The sequence below is a fragment of the Fictibacillus solisalsi genome (genome assembly GCF_900103485.1).
In the GTDB taxonomy this organism is placed as follows: Bacteria; Bacillota; Bacilli; order Bacillales; family Fictibacillaceae; genus Fictibacillus_C; species Fictibacillus_C solisalsi.
Map to the genome: position 1 here is coordinate 2,875,323 of NZ_FNHW01000001.1, position 20,140 is coordinate 2,895,462.

General features: G+C 43.0%; 14 protein-coding genes and 1 riboswitch. Of the genes, 4 read left to right on the top strand and 10 right to left on the bottom strand.

Going from position 1 to position 20,140, the window contains the following annotated elements; all coding sequences use genetic code 11:
• The 4 genes from wecB to BLT53_RS14680 all read right to left on the bottom strand — a co-directional run bounded on the left by wecB (position 1) and on the right by BLT53_RS14680 (position 8,483).
• Positions 1-1,155 (bottom strand): non-hydrolyzing UDP-N-acetylglucosamine 2-epimerase, encoded by a 1,155-nt coding sequence (gene wecB / locus BLT53_RS14665; protein WP_090236916.1) that lies wholly within the window; start codon positions 1,153-1,155, stop codon positions 1-3.
• A gap of 240 nt (positions 1,156-1,395) precedes the next feature.
• A complete protein-coding gene (locus BLT53_RS14670) occupies positions 1,396-2,844 on the bottom strand; it encodes a C40 family peptidase (RefSeq protein ID WP_090235840.1) in 1,449 nt (482 codons plus the stop codon).
• Between the two features lie 296 nt (positions 2,845-3,140).
• Positions 3,141-6,653, bottom strand: a complete 3,513-nt coding sequence (locus BLT53_RS14675; protein WP_170834359.1) for a S8 family serine peptidase — start codon at positions 6,651-6,653, stop codon at positions 3,141-3,143.
• Between the two features lie 204 nt (positions 6,654-6,857).
• Positions 6,858-8,483 (bottom strand): S8 family peptidase, encoded by a 1,626-nt coding sequence (locus tag BLT53_RS14680; protein WP_170834360.1) that lies wholly within the window; start codon positions 8,481-8,483, stop codon positions 6,858-6,860.
• A 186-nt stretch (positions 8,484-8,669) separates the two neighbouring features.
• Between BLT53_RS14680 and BLT53_RS25145 the strand changes: the two genes are divergently transcribed.
• Positions 8,670-8,966 (top strand): hypothetical protein, encoded by a 297-nt coding sequence (locus BLT53_RS25145; RefSeq protein WP_170834361.1) that lies wholly within the window; start codon positions 8,670-8,672, stop codon positions 8,964-8,966.
• Between the two features lie 55 nt (positions 8,967-9,021).
• On the opposite strand, the gene BLT53_RS14685 is transcribed toward BLT53_RS25145, so the two are convergent.
• Together BLT53_RS14685 and BLT53_RS14690 are read right to left on the bottom strand one after the other, a co-directional pair.
• Entirely contained in the window at positions 9,022-9,684 is a 663-nt protein-coding gene (locus tag BLT53_RS14685; protein WP_090235846.1) for a DUF975 family protein, read from the bottom strand.
• Between the two features lie 7 nt (positions 9,685-9,691).
• Positions 9,692-10,534 (bottom strand): alpha/beta fold hydrolase, encoded by an 843-nt coding sequence (locus tag BLT53_RS14690; RefSeq protein WP_090235848.1) that lies wholly within the window; start codon positions 10,532-10,534, stop codon positions 9,692-9,694.
• A 171-nt stretch (positions 10,535-10,705) separates the two neighbouring features.
• Between BLT53_RS14690 and BLT53_RS14695 the strand changes: the two genes are divergently transcribed.
• Together BLT53_RS14695 and BLT53_RS14700 are read left to right on the top strand one after the other, a co-directional pair.
• A complete protein-coding gene (locus BLT53_RS14695) occupies positions 10,706-11,587 on the top strand; it encodes an AraC family transcriptional regulator (RefSeq protein ID WP_425284686.1) in 882 nt (293 codons plus the stop codon).
• 164 nt (positions 11,588-11,751) lie between these two features.
• Complete coding sequence (locus BLT53_RS14700) at positions 11,752-12,783, top strand: acyltransferase family protein (RefSeq protein ID WP_170834362.1); 1,032 nt, start codon at positions 11,752-11,754, stop codon at positions 12,781-12,783.
• A gap of 40 nt (positions 12,784-12,823) precedes the next feature.
• Here BLT53_RS14700 and ltaS read toward each other — a convergent pair whose 3' ends face one another.
• The 4 genes from ltaS to BLT53_RS14720 form a co-directional block, all read right to left on the bottom strand.
• The gene (gene ltaS / locus BLT53_RS14705) at positions 12,824-14,836 is read right to left on the bottom strand and encodes a lipoteichoic acid synthase (RefSeq protein WP_425284703.1); all 2,013 of its coding nucleotides are present in this window, start codon (positions 14,834-14,836) and stop codon (positions 12,824-12,826) included.
• A 201-nt stretch (positions 14,837-15,037) separates the two neighbouring features.
• Positions 15,038-16,399, bottom strand: a complete 1,362-nt coding sequence (locus tag BLT53_RS14710) for a sensor histidine kinase (RefSeq protein ID WP_139168411.1) — start codon at positions 16,397-16,399, stop codon at positions 15,038-15,040.
• Positions 16,389-17,060 (bottom strand): response regulator transcription factor, encoded by a 672-nt coding sequence (locus BLT53_RS14715; protein ID WP_090235855.1) that lies wholly within the window; start codon positions 17,058-17,060, stop codon positions 16,389-16,391. Before BLT53_RS14715 ends, BLT53_RS14710 begins: the two co-directional genes overlap by 11 nt.
• A 766-nt stretch (positions 17,061-17,826) precedes the next feature.
• Complete coding sequence (locus BLT53_RS14720) at positions 17,827-18,801, bottom strand: bile acid:sodium symporter family protein (protein WP_090235856.1); 975 nt, start codon at positions 18,799-18,801, stop codon at positions 17,827-17,829.
• A 221-nt stretch (positions 18,802-19,022) separates the two neighbouring features.
• Positions 19,023-19,129: riboswitch (SAM riboswitch) on the top strand.
• Positions 19,130-19,260: 131 nt separating this feature from the next.
• On the opposite strand from BLT53_RS14720, the gene BLT53_RS14725 reads away from it, so the two are divergent.
• Complete coding sequence (locus BLT53_RS14725; protein WP_090235857.1) at positions 19,261-20,070, top strand: alpha/beta hydrolase; 810 nt, start codon at positions 19,261-19,263, stop codon at positions 20,068-20,070.
• Positions 20,071-20,140 lie beyond the last annotated feature (70 nt).

Consider the following 20,140-nt stretch of genomic DNA (forward strand, 5'->3'; position numbering starts at 1 on the left):
TTATGGCTTTAACGCACGAAAAGCATCTGGACGTTCAGTTCTGAGTCCGTAATGATACAGGATGGCTTCAACAATTCGTCGGGAGGCCTGGCCATCCCCATAAGGGTTGGAGGCTTTCGCCATTTCATCATACGCAACGCTGTTGGTAAGAAGTTTACTGGTGATGGAGTAAATGTTTTCTTCTTCCGTTCCAACCAGCCTTAACGTACCGGCCGCAATTCCCTCCGGCCGCTCTGTATTGTTCCGGAGCACCAGTACAGGGACTCCGAGAGAAGGAGCTTCCTCCTGCACCCCGCCGCTGTCAGTCAAAATAAGATAGGCCCGGGAAGCAAAATTATGAAAATCGATTACCCCAAGCGGCTCAATCAAATGAATTCTCGGGTCGCTCCCCAGCATTTCAGCTGCAAGTTCCCTTACGGCAGGGTTTAAATGAACAGGATAAACAACCTGTACATCATCATAATCTTCTACAAGCCTTTTAATCGCTTTGAAAATATTCCGCATCGGCTCACCCAAGTTTTCTCTTCGGTGAGCCGTAACGAGAATCATCCGGTCATTCCCGACTTTCTCCAGCACTTCATGAGTATAAACCTCTTGAATGGTCGTTTTCAACGCATCAATGGCTGTATTACCCGTGATAAAAATAGTGTCCCCGTTTTTGTTCTCATCCAGCAGGTTCTTTGCAGCCGCCCCGGTTGGCGAAAAATGCAAATCTGACATCACCCCTGTGAGCTGGCGGTTTAACTCTTCAGGAAATGGGGAGTATTTATTCCACGTGCGAAGCCCCGCTTCAACATGGCCAACTTCGATTTTCTGGTAGTACGCAGCCAGGCTTGCTGCAAAGGTCGTCGTTGTATCACCATGGACAAGGACAAGGTCCGGCTTTACTTCAGTAAGGATCCCTTCGAGACCTGCCAGAGCTTTGATCGTAATCTGGCTTAACGTTTGACGGTCCTGCATAATATTTAAATCATAGTCCGGTAAAATGCTGAAAGTATCCAGTACCGCATCGAGCATTTGTCGATGCTGCGCTGTTACCGTAACGACAGGTTCAATTTCTTCAGCATATTTTTTAAGTTCCATGACGAGAGGAGCCATTTTCACAGCTTCCGGACGGGTTCCGAAGATCGTCATGACTTTAATTTTCTTTTTCATCATGTATTACCTCGCTCATTCACGGCAGTGTTTACCTGGTTTCATTAGTGTATCATGCTACCTTTATTTTAACTTTCCGTCAATCCTGCTACAAGAATCAGAAAAAAATATTTCAATTCGATGTTTAACTTCAGGAAGAGGCGGGTATTTTCTTATTATAAGCCACCACCTAACCCCTAACCCCAAAAAGAACGTCCATCCTTCGGGATGGACGTTCTTTTTGTTTGTCTGTTGTTCATTTCAATATAATTGCTTAGACCCAAGATAACGACTGCTCCAATACGATAATCCCAGATCACTTACGGTCACACCGGATGATCCGCTGTGCACGAAACGGTTGTTGCCAATATAAATCCCTGCATGGGAAGGACCCTTTTTGTACGTTTCAAAAAAGACAACATCCCCTACTTTTGGGCTGCTGACAGCTTTACCCACATTCCATATGGAAGCGACTGTCCGCGGAAGCTGGATATTTTGCTTTTTGAATAGATAAACCAAAAATCCGCTGCAATCAAACCCTTCGGATATGGTATCACCGCCCCAAGTATACGGTGTTCCGACTAGCTCTGCTGCGTCTCCCACAAGGTTAATGACATTAAAAGACTTTGCAGGCGTTTGCGGTTTAGCTGGTTCAATCCCCTTCTTTTTCACTTCTGCCTTGATTTTTTCAATGGTCTTGCTGTCTGCGATTCCGGTCGTGGAAAGAGCGTTTGCCTTTTGGAATGACTTCACGCTCATTTCAGTTATCTTTCCGAAAATTGAATCGACTTTATATGTATAAAAACCAAGTACCTTTAAGTTGGACTGAAGCTGATAAACCTCCTGGCCGGTGGAACGAAGCTTTAACGCCTGAACAGCTGGTGTGGTGCTGGCAGGCTTTTCATTCCTTTTTCCAACTTCTGCCCTGATTTTCTCCATTGTTCTGCTGTCCGCAACTCCTGTAACGGGGAGTTTGTAGGTGCGCTGAAATGATTTTACACCTGCCTCTGTAATTCTTCCAAAGATGCTGTCCAGGTTGTACTTGTAATATCCGAGCGATTTTAAACTGGACTGGAGTTCATACACCATTTGGCCTCTGTCATTCTTTTGCAGCCCGTCAGGAACGGCTTGTGCCGGCGTTTTAACAGGTGCAGGCGAAGCAGATGAAAAAATGGCCTTTTGCGTTGTATCATCTGCAATCCCTGTCACGGAAAGGTGGTTTGCCCGCTGATACGACTTGACTGCTTCTGCTGTGATTCTTCCATAATAGCCAGTGATTTTGGAGTAGGTAAAAAACTTAAGTTCCTTCAGGCGCTTTTGAAGCCGGTCTACCTCATAACCCTGGGAGCCTTGTTTCAGGGTGGTGTAGCCTGTCGCCTTTTTGGGAGCAGAAGCTGCTGTTTTTTGAGTGATTGCCTTTACCGTCATCTTCCCTGTCACACCATCAATCACAAGATGATGTTTTCGTTGAAACTCTTTGACTGCATTGGTAGTAAGTGGTCCATAGTAGCCGGTAATATACTTGGACTTTAAATAACCTTGCTTCATAAGTTCCCGCTGCAGTTCTTTGACATCAGGATTATTCATTCCGTTTTTCAACACTTGATCTCCTAATGCTGCCTCTCCTTTTGATGGAAGCAAAAGAATAGCCCCCGCGCATGCCGAGGAAATGACCAGAGTTTTGACCGCATTTGCGTTACCCTTTTTCAAATGTGAGTTCCTCCTTATTCGACCATAAGTGCCATATACTTCTAAATATAGCGGAATTAAACGTCAGAACACAAGAGAATTTTTAATTTTTTGTATATTTAGGAAGAAAGATGGGAATTTACCCGCTTAATTCCTCCACCATCCAAAAAACCGGGACTGGAATCCTCACTTTTTAAGTATCGGCATAACCATTTGTATCTTTAGTCACTTCTCTTTTTTAATCCGGAGCACCTAAAAAAACAAAGACCGGATACCCTTTTGGTTACCCGGTCTTTGCTAAATTGTAGTGCTAACGATTAGCGGATTACCGCTTTCAGCTTATAAGAATGAACAGAAGCATTTCCATTAAGGTCTTTCACTTTAATGTGGTATGTTCCTTTATCCAGTGTGACATAAAGGACTTCAGCGTCTCCGCTGCCGTAATAATCACTTTTTGCCACTTGCTTGCCATTCTTGTAAACCGTAATCACACCATCAATATCGAGTGAGGTATCGAGCGTCAGCTTTACTTTTGACTTTTTGCTGAGCGTCCATTTGTACCAGTCCGCATCTCCCCCACTTTGCTTGACCACATTGAAATATCCCGTTCCACTATAGGATTTGCTGTTTATTTTTTTCAGTGAGAGTGGTTTGGACGGTTTGTTTCCTTTCAGGACCGATTTGGCATCTTCATCCTTTTTCATGGCCGATTGCACTTGCAGGGTATACGGAATGAAGGAAAGTTCTGGCGTGTTATCGAAAAAGCCCATTCCGACCAAGAAATATCCCTTGCCCTTTTTCGTTTGGAATGATCCCCTTGTTTCGGAGCCATAAATCCCTTTATAGACTTCACGCGCGGTATCTGCTTCGAAGTCATCCAGTTTGCGGTTGCCGTTTTCATCATCAGCCAATAAAACCAAGCCATAATAATCCTGCAGCAGTTCACTTGGATACTTCGCTTTCAATGCTTTCGTTACTGTTCCCTTTGTCAGGGACACGTTGGAGATTCCGGTCTCTTTTGCCCTGAAGTAGAATGCATCAACGTCTCCAGTTGTAGAGAACATCCCGGTCGCTTTGTTGTTTTTAAGATCTTTGACATGGTTGAGATCATTATTTGGCTCATTCTTATCATTCGGATTGGCTACCATGACCTTGGAGCTGAATTGATAGGGATCATACAGCATAGAATCTGTCATATAATCGTTGCTGACACGGATATAATATTTTTTTCCTTTCTTAAAGTCAGCAATTACATGGTCCTTCAACTTATCAGTCCACCAGTCCAAATTATCTGCAACATATCCAAGGTCGAGATAAGAGTCTCCGTTTTCATCCTTTTCCTTGATCAGTTGATACACCTCAAAGCTATACTTTTCCCCTGTTCCCAAGTTGAAATGATAGATGCTGTCCTGCTTTGGTGTGAAGGTATACCAGTCTTCGTCAATTTGCTGCTGAAGGCCGCCTGTTTTTTTGTTTCCAAGGGAGTATGGCAGCGCATTGTTCACGATATCCTGGACCTCGATCCACTCCCCATCTTCTTCCTCATCCATGATGACTACAACGCTTTGTGCATGCGACTTTTTACGTTCTTTCTGTTTGAGTGACACGTATTCTCTTACCGTGATTTTCCTGGCTGCCAATTCCCCTTCAGGTGATCCATCTTCATCCGTATATGGCAGGCCGTCCTCATCCTTGCCAATTTTCTTGCTCTCTACAGCAATGGCATACGGAATAGCGGAAGGCTCAGGAACATCTGCTTCCAACATGGACTCATCCATGAAAAAGTCAAACATACCGTCCATAATCTCTGCCTGGTTGGTTGTGCTCACCATGTAATTCACACCAGGGACCGCTTCAAAACTAAGAATCTCTCCTTTTCCATAGCCATTGGCATTCTGATAGAACATTGGCTCCATCAGTTGGTCTCCAGATTCCTCATCACTGAGCATGCCTTCTTCCGGCTCCTCATTACTATAAGGATCTTCAGCATACACCTTCAGCATGCTGTTCACACCTGGTACACCGCTTGTTTTTACTTTAACAACCTGTGGCTTGTCTACCTTAAATGTGTAGAAATCCTCATCTTCATTTTCTCCGGTAAACGTCCCATGGGCTCGGTATGGAAACTTTGAAATGTTAGCCGGCTTTTCCATCGTGTTCTTATCCTGCGGAATATCTTGAAGCCGCTTGATTTTCAAAGAATAACGGGAGGTGGCTGCTCTGGAATCATCATAGTTTCCATTCACATCACTTACCCCGATGGCAAGGGTTCCGCTGAATGGCGCTTTAAAGAGCTTTCCTTCCGTGCCATTTTTCTTCAGCTTATCAACATCCGCCATTGTCCTGCTGTCTGTCCCGTATAGATGGATTTTGTACTTTAGGTCATAGTTTTTGGATCCTGTAAGTGACGTTTGAATATATTCACCTTTCTTCACTTCAAACTTTACCCATTTTTCTTCATAGGCTTTTGTGATCTTGCCTTCTTTTACATACTCCTTGTTGATTTTAGGAGAGATGGATGAGGCAGCTTGAAGTACTTCACGCTCGGTTTGTGGCCGCTTAACACTGGCAGGTATTTTCTTTACATTAAATTTCATCGCTGCCAATGGCTGAACAAGTCCGTGTGCGTACCTCGAGTCAAAACCTTTTGCGCCCAAATCCTTGGTGGTGTGTTCTAAAATATACTCTACCTGTGCCGGTTTCAATGTTGGATATTTTGATAGAATGAGTGAAGCCGTTCCCGCAACTACAGGGGTTGCCATACTGGTTCCGCTCATGGTCTCAAAGGTTGATTTCTTTTCATAATCATACAGAGGAGCATAGACGTTTTCTCCAGGCGCTACAATGTCCACAGACGGACCATAATTGGAGTACCAGGAAAGTTTGTTTTTGGCATTTGTGGATGCGACACTGATGACTCCTTCATATGCGGCTGGATAGGAAAGTTCATCTGTTTCCTCATTGCCGGCCGCCGCTACAATCGTTACGTTTGCCTTTACGGCCGTTTTTACGGCTTCTTCAATCAGCGGAGAAGACGCATAGCCGCCAAGGCTCATGTTGATCACTTTGGCTCCATCCTTAACGGCGCGCAGGATTGCATCGGCAATGGAGTAATCATAGGCTCCGCCCGCACGGTCAAACACGTCGTAGGACATAATTTTCGCGCTTGGATTGACACCATATCCGCCAACCCCGTTTCCTTTTTTAGCTGCGACGATTCCACTGACATGTGTACCATGGAAATCCGGCAGCGCCTGGTTCATTGGGTCATCCACATTTACGCTTTTGACGACCTGGCCTTTAAGCTCGGGGTGGTTTCGGTCTACACCCTGGTCAATGACAGCCACTTTCACCGCATGTTTGCCGGCAAGCTTTTGCGCCTTTTCAATTTGCAGAAGGGACAAGCTGTATTGCTTGTTTACCTTAGGGTCGGGTGTGGAAAGTGTTTTGGACAGTACACTTGGAGAAACACCGGTGACTTTCCCCATTTTTTGATAAGCTTGCATTGCTTGATTAAATTTCTTTTTATTGCTCACTTTAACAACCGTCATATTGTACTGGCTGAATGAGCGGATCACCCTTGCTCCGGCTTTTTTATGATCGTTTACCGTCAGTGGCTTGTTGTACTTGATGACCAGTGTATCATCACTGAACAGCGGCTTGTGATTATCCTTTTTGTTTGCTTTTTTAACATTTTCAATTGCAGTCGATACACTTGATGTTTTTCCCGCGGATGGTACCTTGACCTCCGCATGCACGGCAGAATAGCCTGTCACCAGCAAACTGGCAGACAAACCTACTGCAGTCATTTGTTTTTTCCAATTTTTCATCTGTGCTCCTCCAAAATTCAGCATACTTACTTTTTCACTGTGCTTTCCAATGGTTGCTTTTCCTCCCACCCCGCTTTTCAAAAGCATTCTTTTTCATTTGACAAAAATTAGTAAATCCCTCTTTTTTTTACAAAAAATATCAAACTTTTTTTAACAAGGAAAAAGACTCTCCGTTTAAGGAAAGTCTCTTCGTGTATCAACCACTTATTTAAGTTTCATAGTATATGATTTTGTGGACCAATGATTATTTGCTTCGTATACCGTTATATAGCTCGTGCCTGATTTAAGCTTGGCAGACCACACTTCCCCCTTGCCAACCCCATTCCTATCCTGGATTTTTTCATAGGTAAGGCGTCCGTTCTTATCCATGCGGTTTACAGCAATGACTGGGTCTATTCCTTTAACGGCTGATACTTCAATTCTCACATTTTTTTCTTTAGATAACTTAAATTTGAACATATCGCCGTCAAACGGCAGATTAAAGCGGTCGGTATAGGATTTCCCAGGACTAACCAACTTGGCCTTGGAAGGCTTATCGGCCGCATCACCTGCTGTTGATGGCATTTTAACCTGCAAAGCCTTTGCAGCCTCCACTCGTCCATAACCATACAGATCGGAAAGACCAGCCGAATTTTTATACCTGTCTGGCGTAAACGCGGATTTCTCAAGCATATACTCGATTTGCTGAGGCTTCAAAGACGGGTTCTTGCTTAATAAAAGTGAAGCTACGCCCGATACCATCGGTGCTGAAAATGAAGTACCCGACACGTCCTTGCTGCCATACGTACCGTTCCTCTTGGTTGTCATAATCTCTGTTCCCGGTGCTGTCAAATCAAGCTGCGGTCCGCGGCTTGAAAAAGGAGCAATCACATCATTATACCGTGTAGCACCGACACTGATTACCTGTGGATATGCCGCAGGATAATTGACACCATACACCGGATGTTCATTTCCCGAGGCCGCAACCAGCGTAATCCCTTTACTCACCGCCTCAAGAATGGCATCGTACTGGGCCTGGCTTGGTTCTCCTCCCCCAAAGCTCATGTTAATCACTTTGGCGCCATGATCTATCGCGTAATGAAGGCCGGCCACAATGCTTGAGCTTGGGAAGCTGACCTTGCCGCCGACACGGACAGGGAGAATCCTGACGTTGTTATTGATTCCGCTGATGCCCCTCTTGTTGTCAACCGTAGCTGCAATAATCCCCGACACTTCAGTTCCGTGCCCTACTGTGTCATCCGCTGTTTTAAAATGATTCACAAAATCCTTGCCTTTTAATACCTTGCCTTTTAGATCAGGATGATCCGCATCTACCCCGGTATCCAAAACGGCAACAATAACCGGTTTCTGTCCGGCAGCCGGGTTGGCCAGATTTTTTGTCCAGTGAATCTTTTTCAGCGCCCACTGCCTGCTGTACAGCCGGTCGTTAGGGTCCCCTGAAACGGCTGTTTTTTGAGCAAGATAGTTCGGTTCTGCATAATCAACTGCCGTGTCTTTCTGCACCTTGGCAAGTACCGTTTCGTAATCACGTTGAGCCGGAACAGCGAAAACCTGTATTCCTTCTTCCTTCAAGATGTCAGGTTCCGTAACAGATGCCAGCCCGTGGGAAGCAGGATTGAATTTTCTTGTTTTTTTTGTTTTCACGATCAGTTCTCTCTTGTTTATCCTGGCTAAATCGATGGCCGCTTTGGACTGATTAATCGTTTGTGTACTGAAATATATATTCTGTTGAGAAAGTCCGTTGTCCTTTGCATACACAGAGGTGCCAAACAGACCTGCCCCCATGATTCCTGCAGTTAAAACCGCGAGCGAACGTTTAAATGTTTTCATGCTTTTTCTCCTATTTTTTGTCTGGTTATATTGGATTATTATATCACTTTTCTTTTCTAGTAAAATGAAATTTTTTAAAAATATTGGAAGTAGTCTTTGAGACATTATGTTACAAATAGACACAAATCGGGTATTGATTGGAAAGTTATTTTCATTATTTAAATAACAGCTGGGAGGGGAACAAAAATGTTGAAGGTAATCGGTGTTTATAAAACCGAGCAGGAAGCGGTTGATCAGCGAAATGACATTAAAGCGGAACATGAAAACGGAACTTTTATCGTGGTTGGCCCCTATGAAACCATTGAAGAAAAACAAGATAATGAACAAATCATCCAGCATTTTTTGGACCAATCCGACAACTCCTCTTTTTCACAAAATCTTTCCGGAAAAGAGCGCCTTGTGTTTCTCGGAGTTTCCCATGAAGAAGCTGAACATTATGGATCCCATTTGGAAACCGGAGAGTTTTTGTTATTGGAGGATTAACAAGAATTTTTTAATTTAAAAAGGCATTCTGCCATTGCAGAATGCCTTTTATACGTTATTCGTTTATCCCGTCACCGGCTTTGGCCTGGCGGATTTCATTATAGAACTCAGCAGAAGATGCCGTCATATAAGGTGTCAGCCAGAGAAACCCAAGTCCAAAGGTGATCACCGCCAAAATGATCCAGCCAATAAAGCTGAGCTGAAGAAGGAAGAACTTCCATTTATAACCGTTCATCAGCCGGCGGCTTTCTGTAATCGCATGTAAAATTGGCAGATCCGGATTGTCCTTTAGCACATAATAGGTTTGTGAATAGGCCAGCCCTTTGATTATGCCAGGCACAATTAAAAGCACGGTCCATAGTGCTGTAAACAGCCAAATCAGGATGGTCGTTCCTATCAGTTTTAAATAGGTTCCGATGACTGCAAAAGGACGGAACATGCTTTTGACGCTTTGCGGCTCCCTCCGGATCAGGCTCAGAAACACCCAGTTATAGCCGATCACCGCAGGATAAAGAATGAGTCCCACAATGAGGGAAGTAACATCCCCTTCATAAGTATCACCTAAATAATAATTGGACCAGCCCCCACTTGCATATACACTAAGCAGTTCCGGAATAACAAACGTAAAAATCCCCAAAATAACTGTTAACAGGACTGCCAATCCCCATTTGTTTCCCAGCGCAATCCGTGCTTCTTTTTTTATCTCTCTAAGTCTCATGCAGCATTCACCTTTCTGTTTTTCTTTGACCTTCAAGTACTGCTTTATTTGCCCGGTTTAACCAATCGTCCACGAGTGCATGAAACACGGCGGGCTGTTCAATCTGCAGATTATGCCCCGCTCTGTCCAGTATGGCAAAAGAGGCTCTCGGGAATTGGTCCAGAATGTCCCAATGGTCTTTATACCCTACAACCGCATCCTGTCGTCCGGTTAAGAATAATGCAGGCTTTACAAAGGGCTCTGGTAGATCAATGGGGAAAGAAAGGGCGTAATTTTGCTGGATTTTTTCCAAAAACGCAGAATCAGCCATCTGGATTCCAGGAGTAATCTCCTTTCTCATCCGATCCAGCGTATATTGATCCTGTACAACCGCTATAGAAGCAAATTCCAGCTCTTCTTCCTCAGAAAGCGATGCAATCAGTTCGTCATCTCTTTTCAAAACCGTATGCTCAGGCAGGATCCGTTTCTCATGCTCCGCATATATCGGCGAGCATATGGTCAACAGGCCATCCACCCTCTCACCAATTTTAGCCACGATTCCTCTTGCCAGGTAGCCTCCATAGGATTCTCCGGCGAGCAAAAACGATTGTTTCGGAAGAATGGCATCAATAAAGCGCAGCACAGCATCGAGCATATCATCCGTTCCTTTTATCCATTCTTCACCTTTGGTACGGCCCATTCCCGGCAAATCCAGATAAATCCGCTCATAGCCTTCTCTGCCTGCAAATACCGGCTCCATGCAGCCTGCCATCAAACGATAATCGGGAGTAAACCCGTGAATCATAACGACCGGCTTCCCTTTTCCGTATCTTTCATAATGGACTTGAATATCTCCCAAGTCACAGAACATACAACCTCGCCTGCCTTTTTAGAAATCGTACTTTTTCATACAACACTCTTATATTACCATTAAGATGGAAGAAAAGGCGTTTATTCTTTCAATCGCGAATACCTAAACAATAGCAAAAAAGGTTAAGAATTGTTGATTGGCATCTTTTAAGATAGAGATAAGGGGGCAGTCATGATGGATTATGGCAAAAGCATACAAGACACCATTGATTATATTGAAGAAAATTTGGAGGAACCCATGACCTTGCCAGTCCTGGCAAACATCGCATGTTTTTCGCCTTTTCACTTCCATCGGGTTTTTTTGATGCACGTTGGGTACCCGGTTATGGAATATATCCGGAAAAGAAGGCTGGCTCATGGTGCTGAACTGCTTGTTCATTCCCGGCAAAAAATTGTAGACATTGCATTTTCTTGCGGGTTTTCCTCGCATGAATCCTTCAACCGTGCATTTAAAAAGCAGTTCAACGTAACACCGACGCAGTTTCGCAGAGCAAAGCCTCATACCTTCACACTGCCTCAAAAGGCAGCCCTCACCAATCAACCCATAATAGGAGGACCGTTTATGCACCCAAAAATCATGGTAAAACCCGCATTCAGCGTGCTCGGCTACGAGCTGAAAACAACCAGTGAGGAAGGGAGAAACTTAAGGGAAATACCTGTATTCTGGCAGGAATATCTCAAGAATCCGCAAATGAGAAAATCGATACCCAACAAAAAAGACCCCTCCGTGGAGCTTGGCATTTGCACAAATTTCAACCCGGAGAACGGAACCTTCAGCTACTTGATCTGTTCAGAAGTAACGGCCTCAGAAAGTGTTCCTTCTGATCTGGTTCTAATGCATATTCCCGAAACCAAGTTTGCGGTGTTCACCACCCCGAGTGTTCCGAATGATGAGTTTTCCAACAGCATCCAGGCGACCTGGCAGTATGTCTTTAAAGAATGGTTTCCCTCTTCGGGCTACGAACATGCTGGAGGTCTGGAAATTGAATGGTATGACGAACGAAGCGCAAACCCGGATTCCATGCAGATGGATATCCTAATCCCCATTAAATAACAGGAAAAGAGACGGCAGGTTCTTTTAAGCGCTGCCGTCTTTTCTGTAAAGGTTTTATAAAAATTCTATAAAGCATTGTTAAGATTGGCAGATTCCATTGCTCCCTCATCTTCTTCATTGGTATGGTGATGGTGACCTGTTTTAGTAAAAAGGGGGAGAAACCCGTGATTAAAGAATGGAACCTTTTGCGAACCATCGCCTGTTTGAGCATTATTTTCCTGCACAGCACCTCCCAAACTGCAGTCTCGGTTGGAGGTTATCCGGCATCAGAAGCATACAGCGTTCTTCGTGTAGCGCTATGCTATGCCACCCCTACCTTTGTCATCTTATCCGAGATTATTCTGGCGAACCGGTACCCGGATGAGCTTCCAAAAAACTTCTGGAAAAAGCGGCTGAAATGGATACTCGCTCCGTTTCTAGCATTTGCAGTGATCGACGCCCTTGTGAGCTATCACCTGAATCCGGCTGTTGATATCGGATTGATGATTCAAAAGAACCTTCTGGGAAATTACGAAGGATATTTTGTCCTTATTATTTTTCAGTTTTACGCCCTGCATTTTTTGGTGACTAAGTATAAGATCCCGGTCTCCTGGCTGCTTCCTGTCAGTTTGATTGTAATGAGCCTTCACTTTCAATTCATGGAGGGATCACACCAACGCATCAAAGAAAATCTGTCGTATTTAAAAGTGCCTTTTACCGCCTGGTTTGCTTATTTTGCCGTAGCCTACGCGATTGGCAAGCATTATAAAAAAGTCGCAGCAAAGCTCCAGCAATACCGGTACCTGACGATTGCCGGTGTAGGGTTAAGTCTGGCTCTTGTTTATATCTTTTTCAAAGCGGGATATACAGGAGTAGGCTCCAAACGCATTGACTTGTTTCCGCTGACGGTGGCTATCAGCCTGTTTATTCTGGCCTGGGGTCAGCTTTTGCCAGGAAGCCGAGTAATTAATCTCATCAGCAATTACTCCTTTGGCATTTACCTGGTTCATTGGCAAGTGCAGCGGTACCTCGCTTCCTATACGGCTCAACTATTCGAACAAACCTATCTTCAGGTATTTTCACTCTTTTTCATTACTCTTATTCTTTCCATGGGCATCATTAAACTGGTTTCCCTGCTGCCAGGAGGAGCCTATCTTGTCGGCAATATCCGGCGAAAAAGCAAAACAGTGTCCGCTCCGCTTCCCAAAACCGCATAAATCAAAAAAAGCATTGCCACAAAGGCAATGCTTTTTCCAATTATTGCTGTTCTTGTTTCTGTTCAGAAGCAGAAGTGTCTTCCTGCTTTGGCTGATCTTCTGACTTCGTTTTACTGCTGTCCTGGTCTCGGTTATTGTAATCATACTTCGAACGATCCACCGGCTTAAAGTCACGTGGTGTGTAGAATCGAAGCAAGTCACCATAAACGACTTTGTCAGACAGTTGAAGCGCATTTTCAGTATATTCCTGTTCTTTTTGAATTTCTTTATCTTTTTTCACGGGTTCTCCCGTTTTACTGTCAAAGTATTTGCCGTTGATGGCTGTAACCTTCGGACTCACAAAGCTTCCGTTACGGAAAGGAACAACCTGTTGATGCTGTTTGGACATTAAGTCAGTACCAAACTGAACATACTCTTTTGTATCAATTCCCAGCAGGTGAAGCAGTGTTGGAAGAAGGTCAATTTGTCCGCCATATTGATGCTGTACGCCACCCTTCATGCCGGGAACATGAATCATTAACGGCACACGCTGCAGCTGGGCATTGTCATATGGCGTAATCTCTTCTTTGTTCAATACTTTTGCCATTGCTTCGTTATGATTTTCAGAGATACCATAATGGTCACCATACATGACAATGACAGAGTTGTCATAAAGACCGGAAGCCTTTAGTTGATCAATAAAGCTCTTTACACCTTCATCCAGGTAACGTGCGGTCTGGAAGTAGCGGTCAACAGATCCGTCACCTGTATCATCAGGTCCAATGGACGCTTCTTTTTCATCGATCGGATAAGGGAAGTGGTTTGACAATGTAATGAACTTGGTATAAAACGGCTGCTTCAATGTTTTTAGCATTGGAATAGATTCTTCAAAGAATGGTTTATCCTTAAGTCCGTAGTTAACCACATCTTCATCATTCATATCATAATGGCTGGCATCAAAAAACTTATCATAGCCAAATGATTTATATGTTTCATCCCTGTTCCAGAATGTTTTGTAATTCCCGTGGAATACCGCAGAAGTATATCCTTTTTGCCCTAAGATGGCAGGGGCAGCCTGGAATGTGTTATTTCCATTTGTGGTAAATACAGAACCTTGCGGAAGACCATAAATGGAGTTTTCAAGCATAAATTCTGCATCCGATGTTTTACCTTGTCCGGTTTGGTGGAAAAAGTTATCAAAGTACAATGTATTCTTATCTTTTGTAAATGAATTTAGATACGGTGTAACTTCCTGGCCGTTCAATTTATAATTGATCAGGAAATTCTGGAATGACTCCAGGTGGATGTAAATCACGTTCATGCCTTTGGCTTTACCGAAGTATTTAGGGTCTGGCTTGGCATAATTTGCATCTTTATAATTCAATACGTCTCCCATATCACTGGAGTCCGCAGATGCTTTTTGAGCTGAAATACGCATGCTCTGGATTGCATCATAAATAACATAATTGTATGTTCCCAAGTATTTAACCAGGTAGTTGCGGTCAAATGTTCTTGTCAGCAGCTGAGGACGGTCGGTTTCCGCAAGCCCAATATTAATGACAAGCAACGCAATCGCCGATACAAGCACGACTTGAACCTTGCGGCGGGCCATGCGTACAGGTTCGGGTTTGATAAACTTTGCGAACAGCAGGACTGCCAAAATGATCGTGTCGATGAAATAAAGCGGATCATACGGCTTAAGCAGTTCCCAGATGCTGCCGCCAAGGTCACCAAAGTTTTTCGTTTGGGTAAGTGTCGGCATCGTAATAAAATCATTAAAGAACCGATAGTACACAATATTTGCATATAAAACAAAGGAAAGGAAGAAATTAAGTACAATCGTCCATATATACGCTCTCCTGCCTTTTGCAAAAAGCGCTAATCCAAAAAAGAAAATGGCTGAACTGATCGGATTGATCAGCAGCAAAAATTTCTGCATTTTATTTTCTATACCAAGATTAAATTCAACAAGATAGCCTGTATACGTTTTTAGCCAAAAAAGAACAACAGCCAAAAGGAAAAAACCAATATGTTTCTGAACAACATTTTGGCCAGCTTTTAAAATACCCTTCAATTCTTTCACCTCTTCTAGTACCTCTATAAACATTAGGGTCTTCTTAGATTGTTTGTTGGAGCAGTGTTTAATCGCACCTGTAAATTTTAGTCTATTTTATTATAAATAGCAAAAGTGAAAATATGATGAAAAGCAAAGATTTAATTTTATTTTTGTTTATTTTTTCTTAAAAAAGCACCGTTTAGCCGTCCTTTTCGTTTATTATTGCGGAATTTTAATTGTAAAAACGCTTCCTTTACCTCGCTTGTCCCCAACATGGATCCATCCTCCATGTGAATCGACAATCCACTTGGCGATCGCAAGGCCCAGACCATGCCCCCCGAATTGTTTTGAGCGGGATTTGTCTGTTCTGTAAAACCGTTCAAAAATATGAGCGCGTTCTTCCGGCTGTATCCCTATACCCTCATCTTCAACCGAAATAACAAGAAACTTTAATTTTTCTTTACGTTCCATTTTTGAATCCAGTCGGACTTCCGCTTCTTCCGGTGAATACTTTATGGCGTTTTCAAGCAGGATATAAAGCAGTTGGTCAAGCCGTTCCCGGTTACCGTATACAAACAGACGGTCCTCCACGTTCATCTTTAATGTTATACGCTTTTCGCCGGCAAGAGTTTCAATGGATTTTGTGACCTTTTCCGACAGCTCTTGAAAATCAAATACCTCTTTTATCAATTCGGTATTTTCCGCATCCGAACGGGCAAGCGTAAGCAAATCTCCGACAAGCTTGATCATGCGCTTTACTTCATACTTCATATTGGAAAGAACAGAATGTGAAAATTCATCTTCGTTTAATTTCTTCTCCATTTCCAATGCATTGATGGAAGAAAGCAAAACACTCAAAGGCGTCCTGAGCTCGTGAGAGGCATCCGCCGCAAATTGGCGCTGTTTCATATAAGAACGGGAAATGGGAGACATCGCTCTTCTGGACATAAAATAGCTGGTAAAAAAAGCAACAAAAGCAAAAACAACAAGTAATACAGCAAAAATATTTAAAAGACGGTCAAACAATTCCACCCGGTTGGAAATACTTTTACCTACATATAAAATACCTATGAACTCATTGCCCTTGTAGATTTTTCTTCCAGCCATCATCAAGTCGATATGCCGGTTGTTCGGGCTTTCTTCCCAGGGCACATAATAAGTAACATTCAATTTCTCGTATTTAATCTCATTCGGATCAGGGTTCCATCCCTCAAGCTTTCGGTAAAGCTTCGGACGCAGCTTGTGATAGAGTTCATCCCCCGTCAAAAGCTTCCCTTTTGCATCCACCACATAATAGAAAAACTGTTCATCCGACAGCATGACAAAATTCTGAATGGAGGGTTTTTTTCCCTTTATCAGTTTTTCCTTAATGACGGTAACTTCTTGATCCACAAGTTTCTTCAACTGGGTCTCCTGGCTGTTGACGATCACCCCGTACATTAGAAAATATACAATCACCATAAAGAGGATCAAAAACAGCATAAGGATTCCCGTATAAATCATGGTCAGCCTCCATTGTGTCCGGCTGATCAAATTCAAATTCCTTAAGGGGTTCCAGCGGGCTATGAATTTAGTTTTCAAGACGATACCCCACCCCGCGCACGCTTTCAATGACTTCCTTTTTCGTCAGCTTTCCCAACTTTTTACGAAGCAATTTTACTGTGGCGTCCACCGTTTTAGCAGAAACATCAGCATCAATTCCCCATATCCTGTCCAAAATGGTTTCCCGCGGAAGAACTTGTCCTTTATTGCGGACAAGCAGATCAAACAACTGAAATTCTCTTGGTGTCAGTTGAATTTCCCGCTTGGAGGAGTTCACTTTATAACTGGTCCGATTCAATACAATATCAAAGAGAACAACCTTTTCTTCAACAATGGGAGCAAAGTTTCTTCTGGAAAGTGCACGAAGCCTGGCCAAAAGTTCATCAATCTCGAACGGCTTGACCAAATAATCATCCGCACCCGCATCCAGTCCACTGATTCGATCCTGTACCGCATCTTTTGCAGTAAGCATTAAAATCGCCTGGGAACAGCCCCCGTTTCTCAATCGCCGGCAAACGTCCAGGCCGTTTTGACCCGGCATCATCCAATCAAGAATCAGAATATCAAAATCACGGGCAAGAGCTGCCTCATAGGCATCCTCACCATTGGTCACCCACTCCACATGATATTCATTTTTTTTGAGCATATGGACAATTAACTTTCCAAGATGGATGTCGTCTTCAGCAACAAGAATGTTCATGAAAAAGCAGGCTCCTTTTCTTTAATCATTTCAACAATTGATGATAGCATATTTACTGCCCGGAAGAACGAAAATCCTGACGAATTCACATAATCTCCGTGTTTAATCGTTCTTCAAGATTCAACAGTTTAGAAAGAAATGGTAGACAATAACCACGTTACGTGTCAAAATCAAACCATACACGAACACGCGTTCTGTTAAATTTGTAAAAAAAAACGGTGATCATCATACCTTATACTGTTCCATCACTTCATCAATATTTTCAATCATTCGTATCACATCTTCACTGACCCTTTACTGCGGAGCTCGGACTTCCTCTTCTATATTAATATAAAGCCCTCTGAGTGTAATCCCGATAGTTTTCCAGATCGTAAAAAAACAAAACATCTTGGGTTTAAAAGGGATAAAAATCCGTAAGCACTTTTTTCTTCAAAAAGGTTTCAATCTCTTCAAATCCGGTAATATAAACAAGCAATAATGGTAATATAATCACAAAAATTCAAATTTCGTACATATATCGGATAAGACATATTACCCCTTCTTTCGACAGCAGGCAGGGATTAACTAAAAAAAACAAGAAAAAAACAGTAAAACAAAGAAGAAAGGAGAATGGTGATGAGCAATGAAGTGCTAAAAAAACACATTCACCAGCATTTCAACAGAAAAAAGATAAAGGATGAGCAGCTCGAAACATTGCTGGTACGTTTCATCCTATCCGTAAAAAAGGATAAATAATGACAAAAAGGAGCCTTAGGGACTCCTTTTTTTATGCCGATGTGCTTTCTTTGTTTTGAAGCTGGGACTGTCTTCCAAAATGTCTGGACAACACCAAGCCATAGACCGATGCAAGGATTTGCTGAAACAGCATCCCGATCACGACAGGCACGGCTGTCATGGGAGAAAAATAAGTGAGAGCAATAACCGAACCCGCACTGATGTTTCTCATTCCACCGCAGAAAACCGTGGAAACCATTGTTTCTTGATCATATTTCAGCAAAATACTGACTAAAAAAGACACTAAATATCCGCTGGCTGCAATGAAAAAAACAATGATTCCAATCCACACCAGTTTTTTATCCACATGCTTCAGATAAGGAGCTGCCACCGATGCATTAATCGAGACTACAACTACCATACAAATTTTCGATACAGGGGCTATCCTTTTTCCCAACGTCCATTTGATGTTTCCCTTGGTCTTATGATTTAGAATCATACCTACAATGGAAGGGATGACAATCATGATCAGCAGGTCCCTGACCATTGGCCATTCCTCGATGGCTACAGACTCTCCGACAAAGAGAGACAGGCTGTACGGAACCACAATGGGCGATAGCAATGTATCAATTAATATAATTGATAACGCAAGGGTACTGTTTCCTTTATAAATGGAAACCCACATGCTGCTCGTGATTCCGCACGGAATGACCATGGCCAGCACCAGTCCAGTAATGGTGTAAGGATCCGTGGAAAATGCAATGTGCCCCACTGCCCACGCCCACAAGGGCATAATAACGTGCAAAATGGCCAACCCAATGAAGATGGGGACCGGACGAGACAACGTGTTGCGCAAATGAGTAAAATTTGAGCCCAGGCTGCCTGAAAACGTCATAAACGCAAAAATCCACGGAACGAGAAACAGAAAGTTTTTTAGCTCATGTGTCAAAAGCATGCCCAAAAGTACACTGAAAGGGGTAATGAGTGGCATGAATCGCTCTAGCTGATGATTGATCTTTTCTAACACGCTTAGCCTTCTTCCTTATCATTCTAATAGCCTATTATGTTAGTATTTTACAATATAAAAGATTTAATGCCAACATACTTTAATGTAATACTGCAGAAAAGGCTGGGACAAATGCATTATTTTTGATACCTTTTCTGAAATGGTTCATATTCTATAATCAACTTATCTTATACAATTGACAAACTATTAAAAATATCATACATTAAATTAAAATTATATACTTCTTATCCAGAGAGGCTGAGGGAATTGACCCAGTGAAGCCTCGGCAACAGACTCCCCTGTGAGCACTGTGCCAATTTCAACAAGCTGCTTGCTTGAAAGATAAGAAATGTGTTGATGTGATTCGTTCATTCAACTCCTTCTTATGTTTCAGGAAACATAAGAAGGAGTTTTTATTTACATTTAATTCCTACTAAAAAGATAAGATTAGTTAATTATAAAGAATGAGGAGCTGGTTATATGGAAAAACACGGTTATTTTCGATGGAAGGATTGCAAGTTAACCGCCACCGTTCATTATCCGCGGCACACATTAGGGATTCCCCAGGCCAAATTGCCGATCGTCATCATCTGCCACGGTTTTACAAGTAACCGGATCGGTGTGGACCGCCTCTTTGTTAAAACGGCCCAGCAGCTTTCCGCGAGCGAGTTTGTCGTTTTGCGTTTTGACTATGCCGGCTGCGGAGAAAGCGAAGGCAGCTATGGAGAAAATACATTTCAAGATTTAATCAGTCAGACACAGGCTGCGATTGATTTTGCCTCAAAGCTGCCCTGCGTCGATTCCAGGGAGATCATCCTCCTTGGCCATAGTTTGGGAGGAGCTGTGGCGGTTCAGACTGCTGTAATCGATCCGAGGGTAAAAGACTTGATTCTATGGGCTCCGGTAGGAAATCCCTACGATGATATCGTAAATATTGTTGGAAAGGACGAATGCCAAAGTTTAACTACAAAAGGGTATGTTGATCATCTGGGATATTCATTAAAAGCTGATTTTCTCCAGTCCCTTCAACCCTATCGGCCCATGCTGGAACTGGCACAATTTACAGGAGACATTTTACTTCTCCATGGAACAGAGGATAAAGACATTCCAAGCGAATACTGCACCCAGTTCTATGACAGCAGCTCCCATAGAATTTATGGGAATAGTGAATTGAAGCTCATTAAAGGAGCAAATCATACCTTTTCTTCTATCAATCATTTTAATGAACTTGTTGCCCAAACATTAAACTGGCTCAACCGCCAGTCAGCCTCGGACCGCATCACGATCTAATCGATCATGATGCTTTTTTTATTGAAAAACACTCTGTGAGTGAATAACGTAGTATAATAACTTTTGTGAT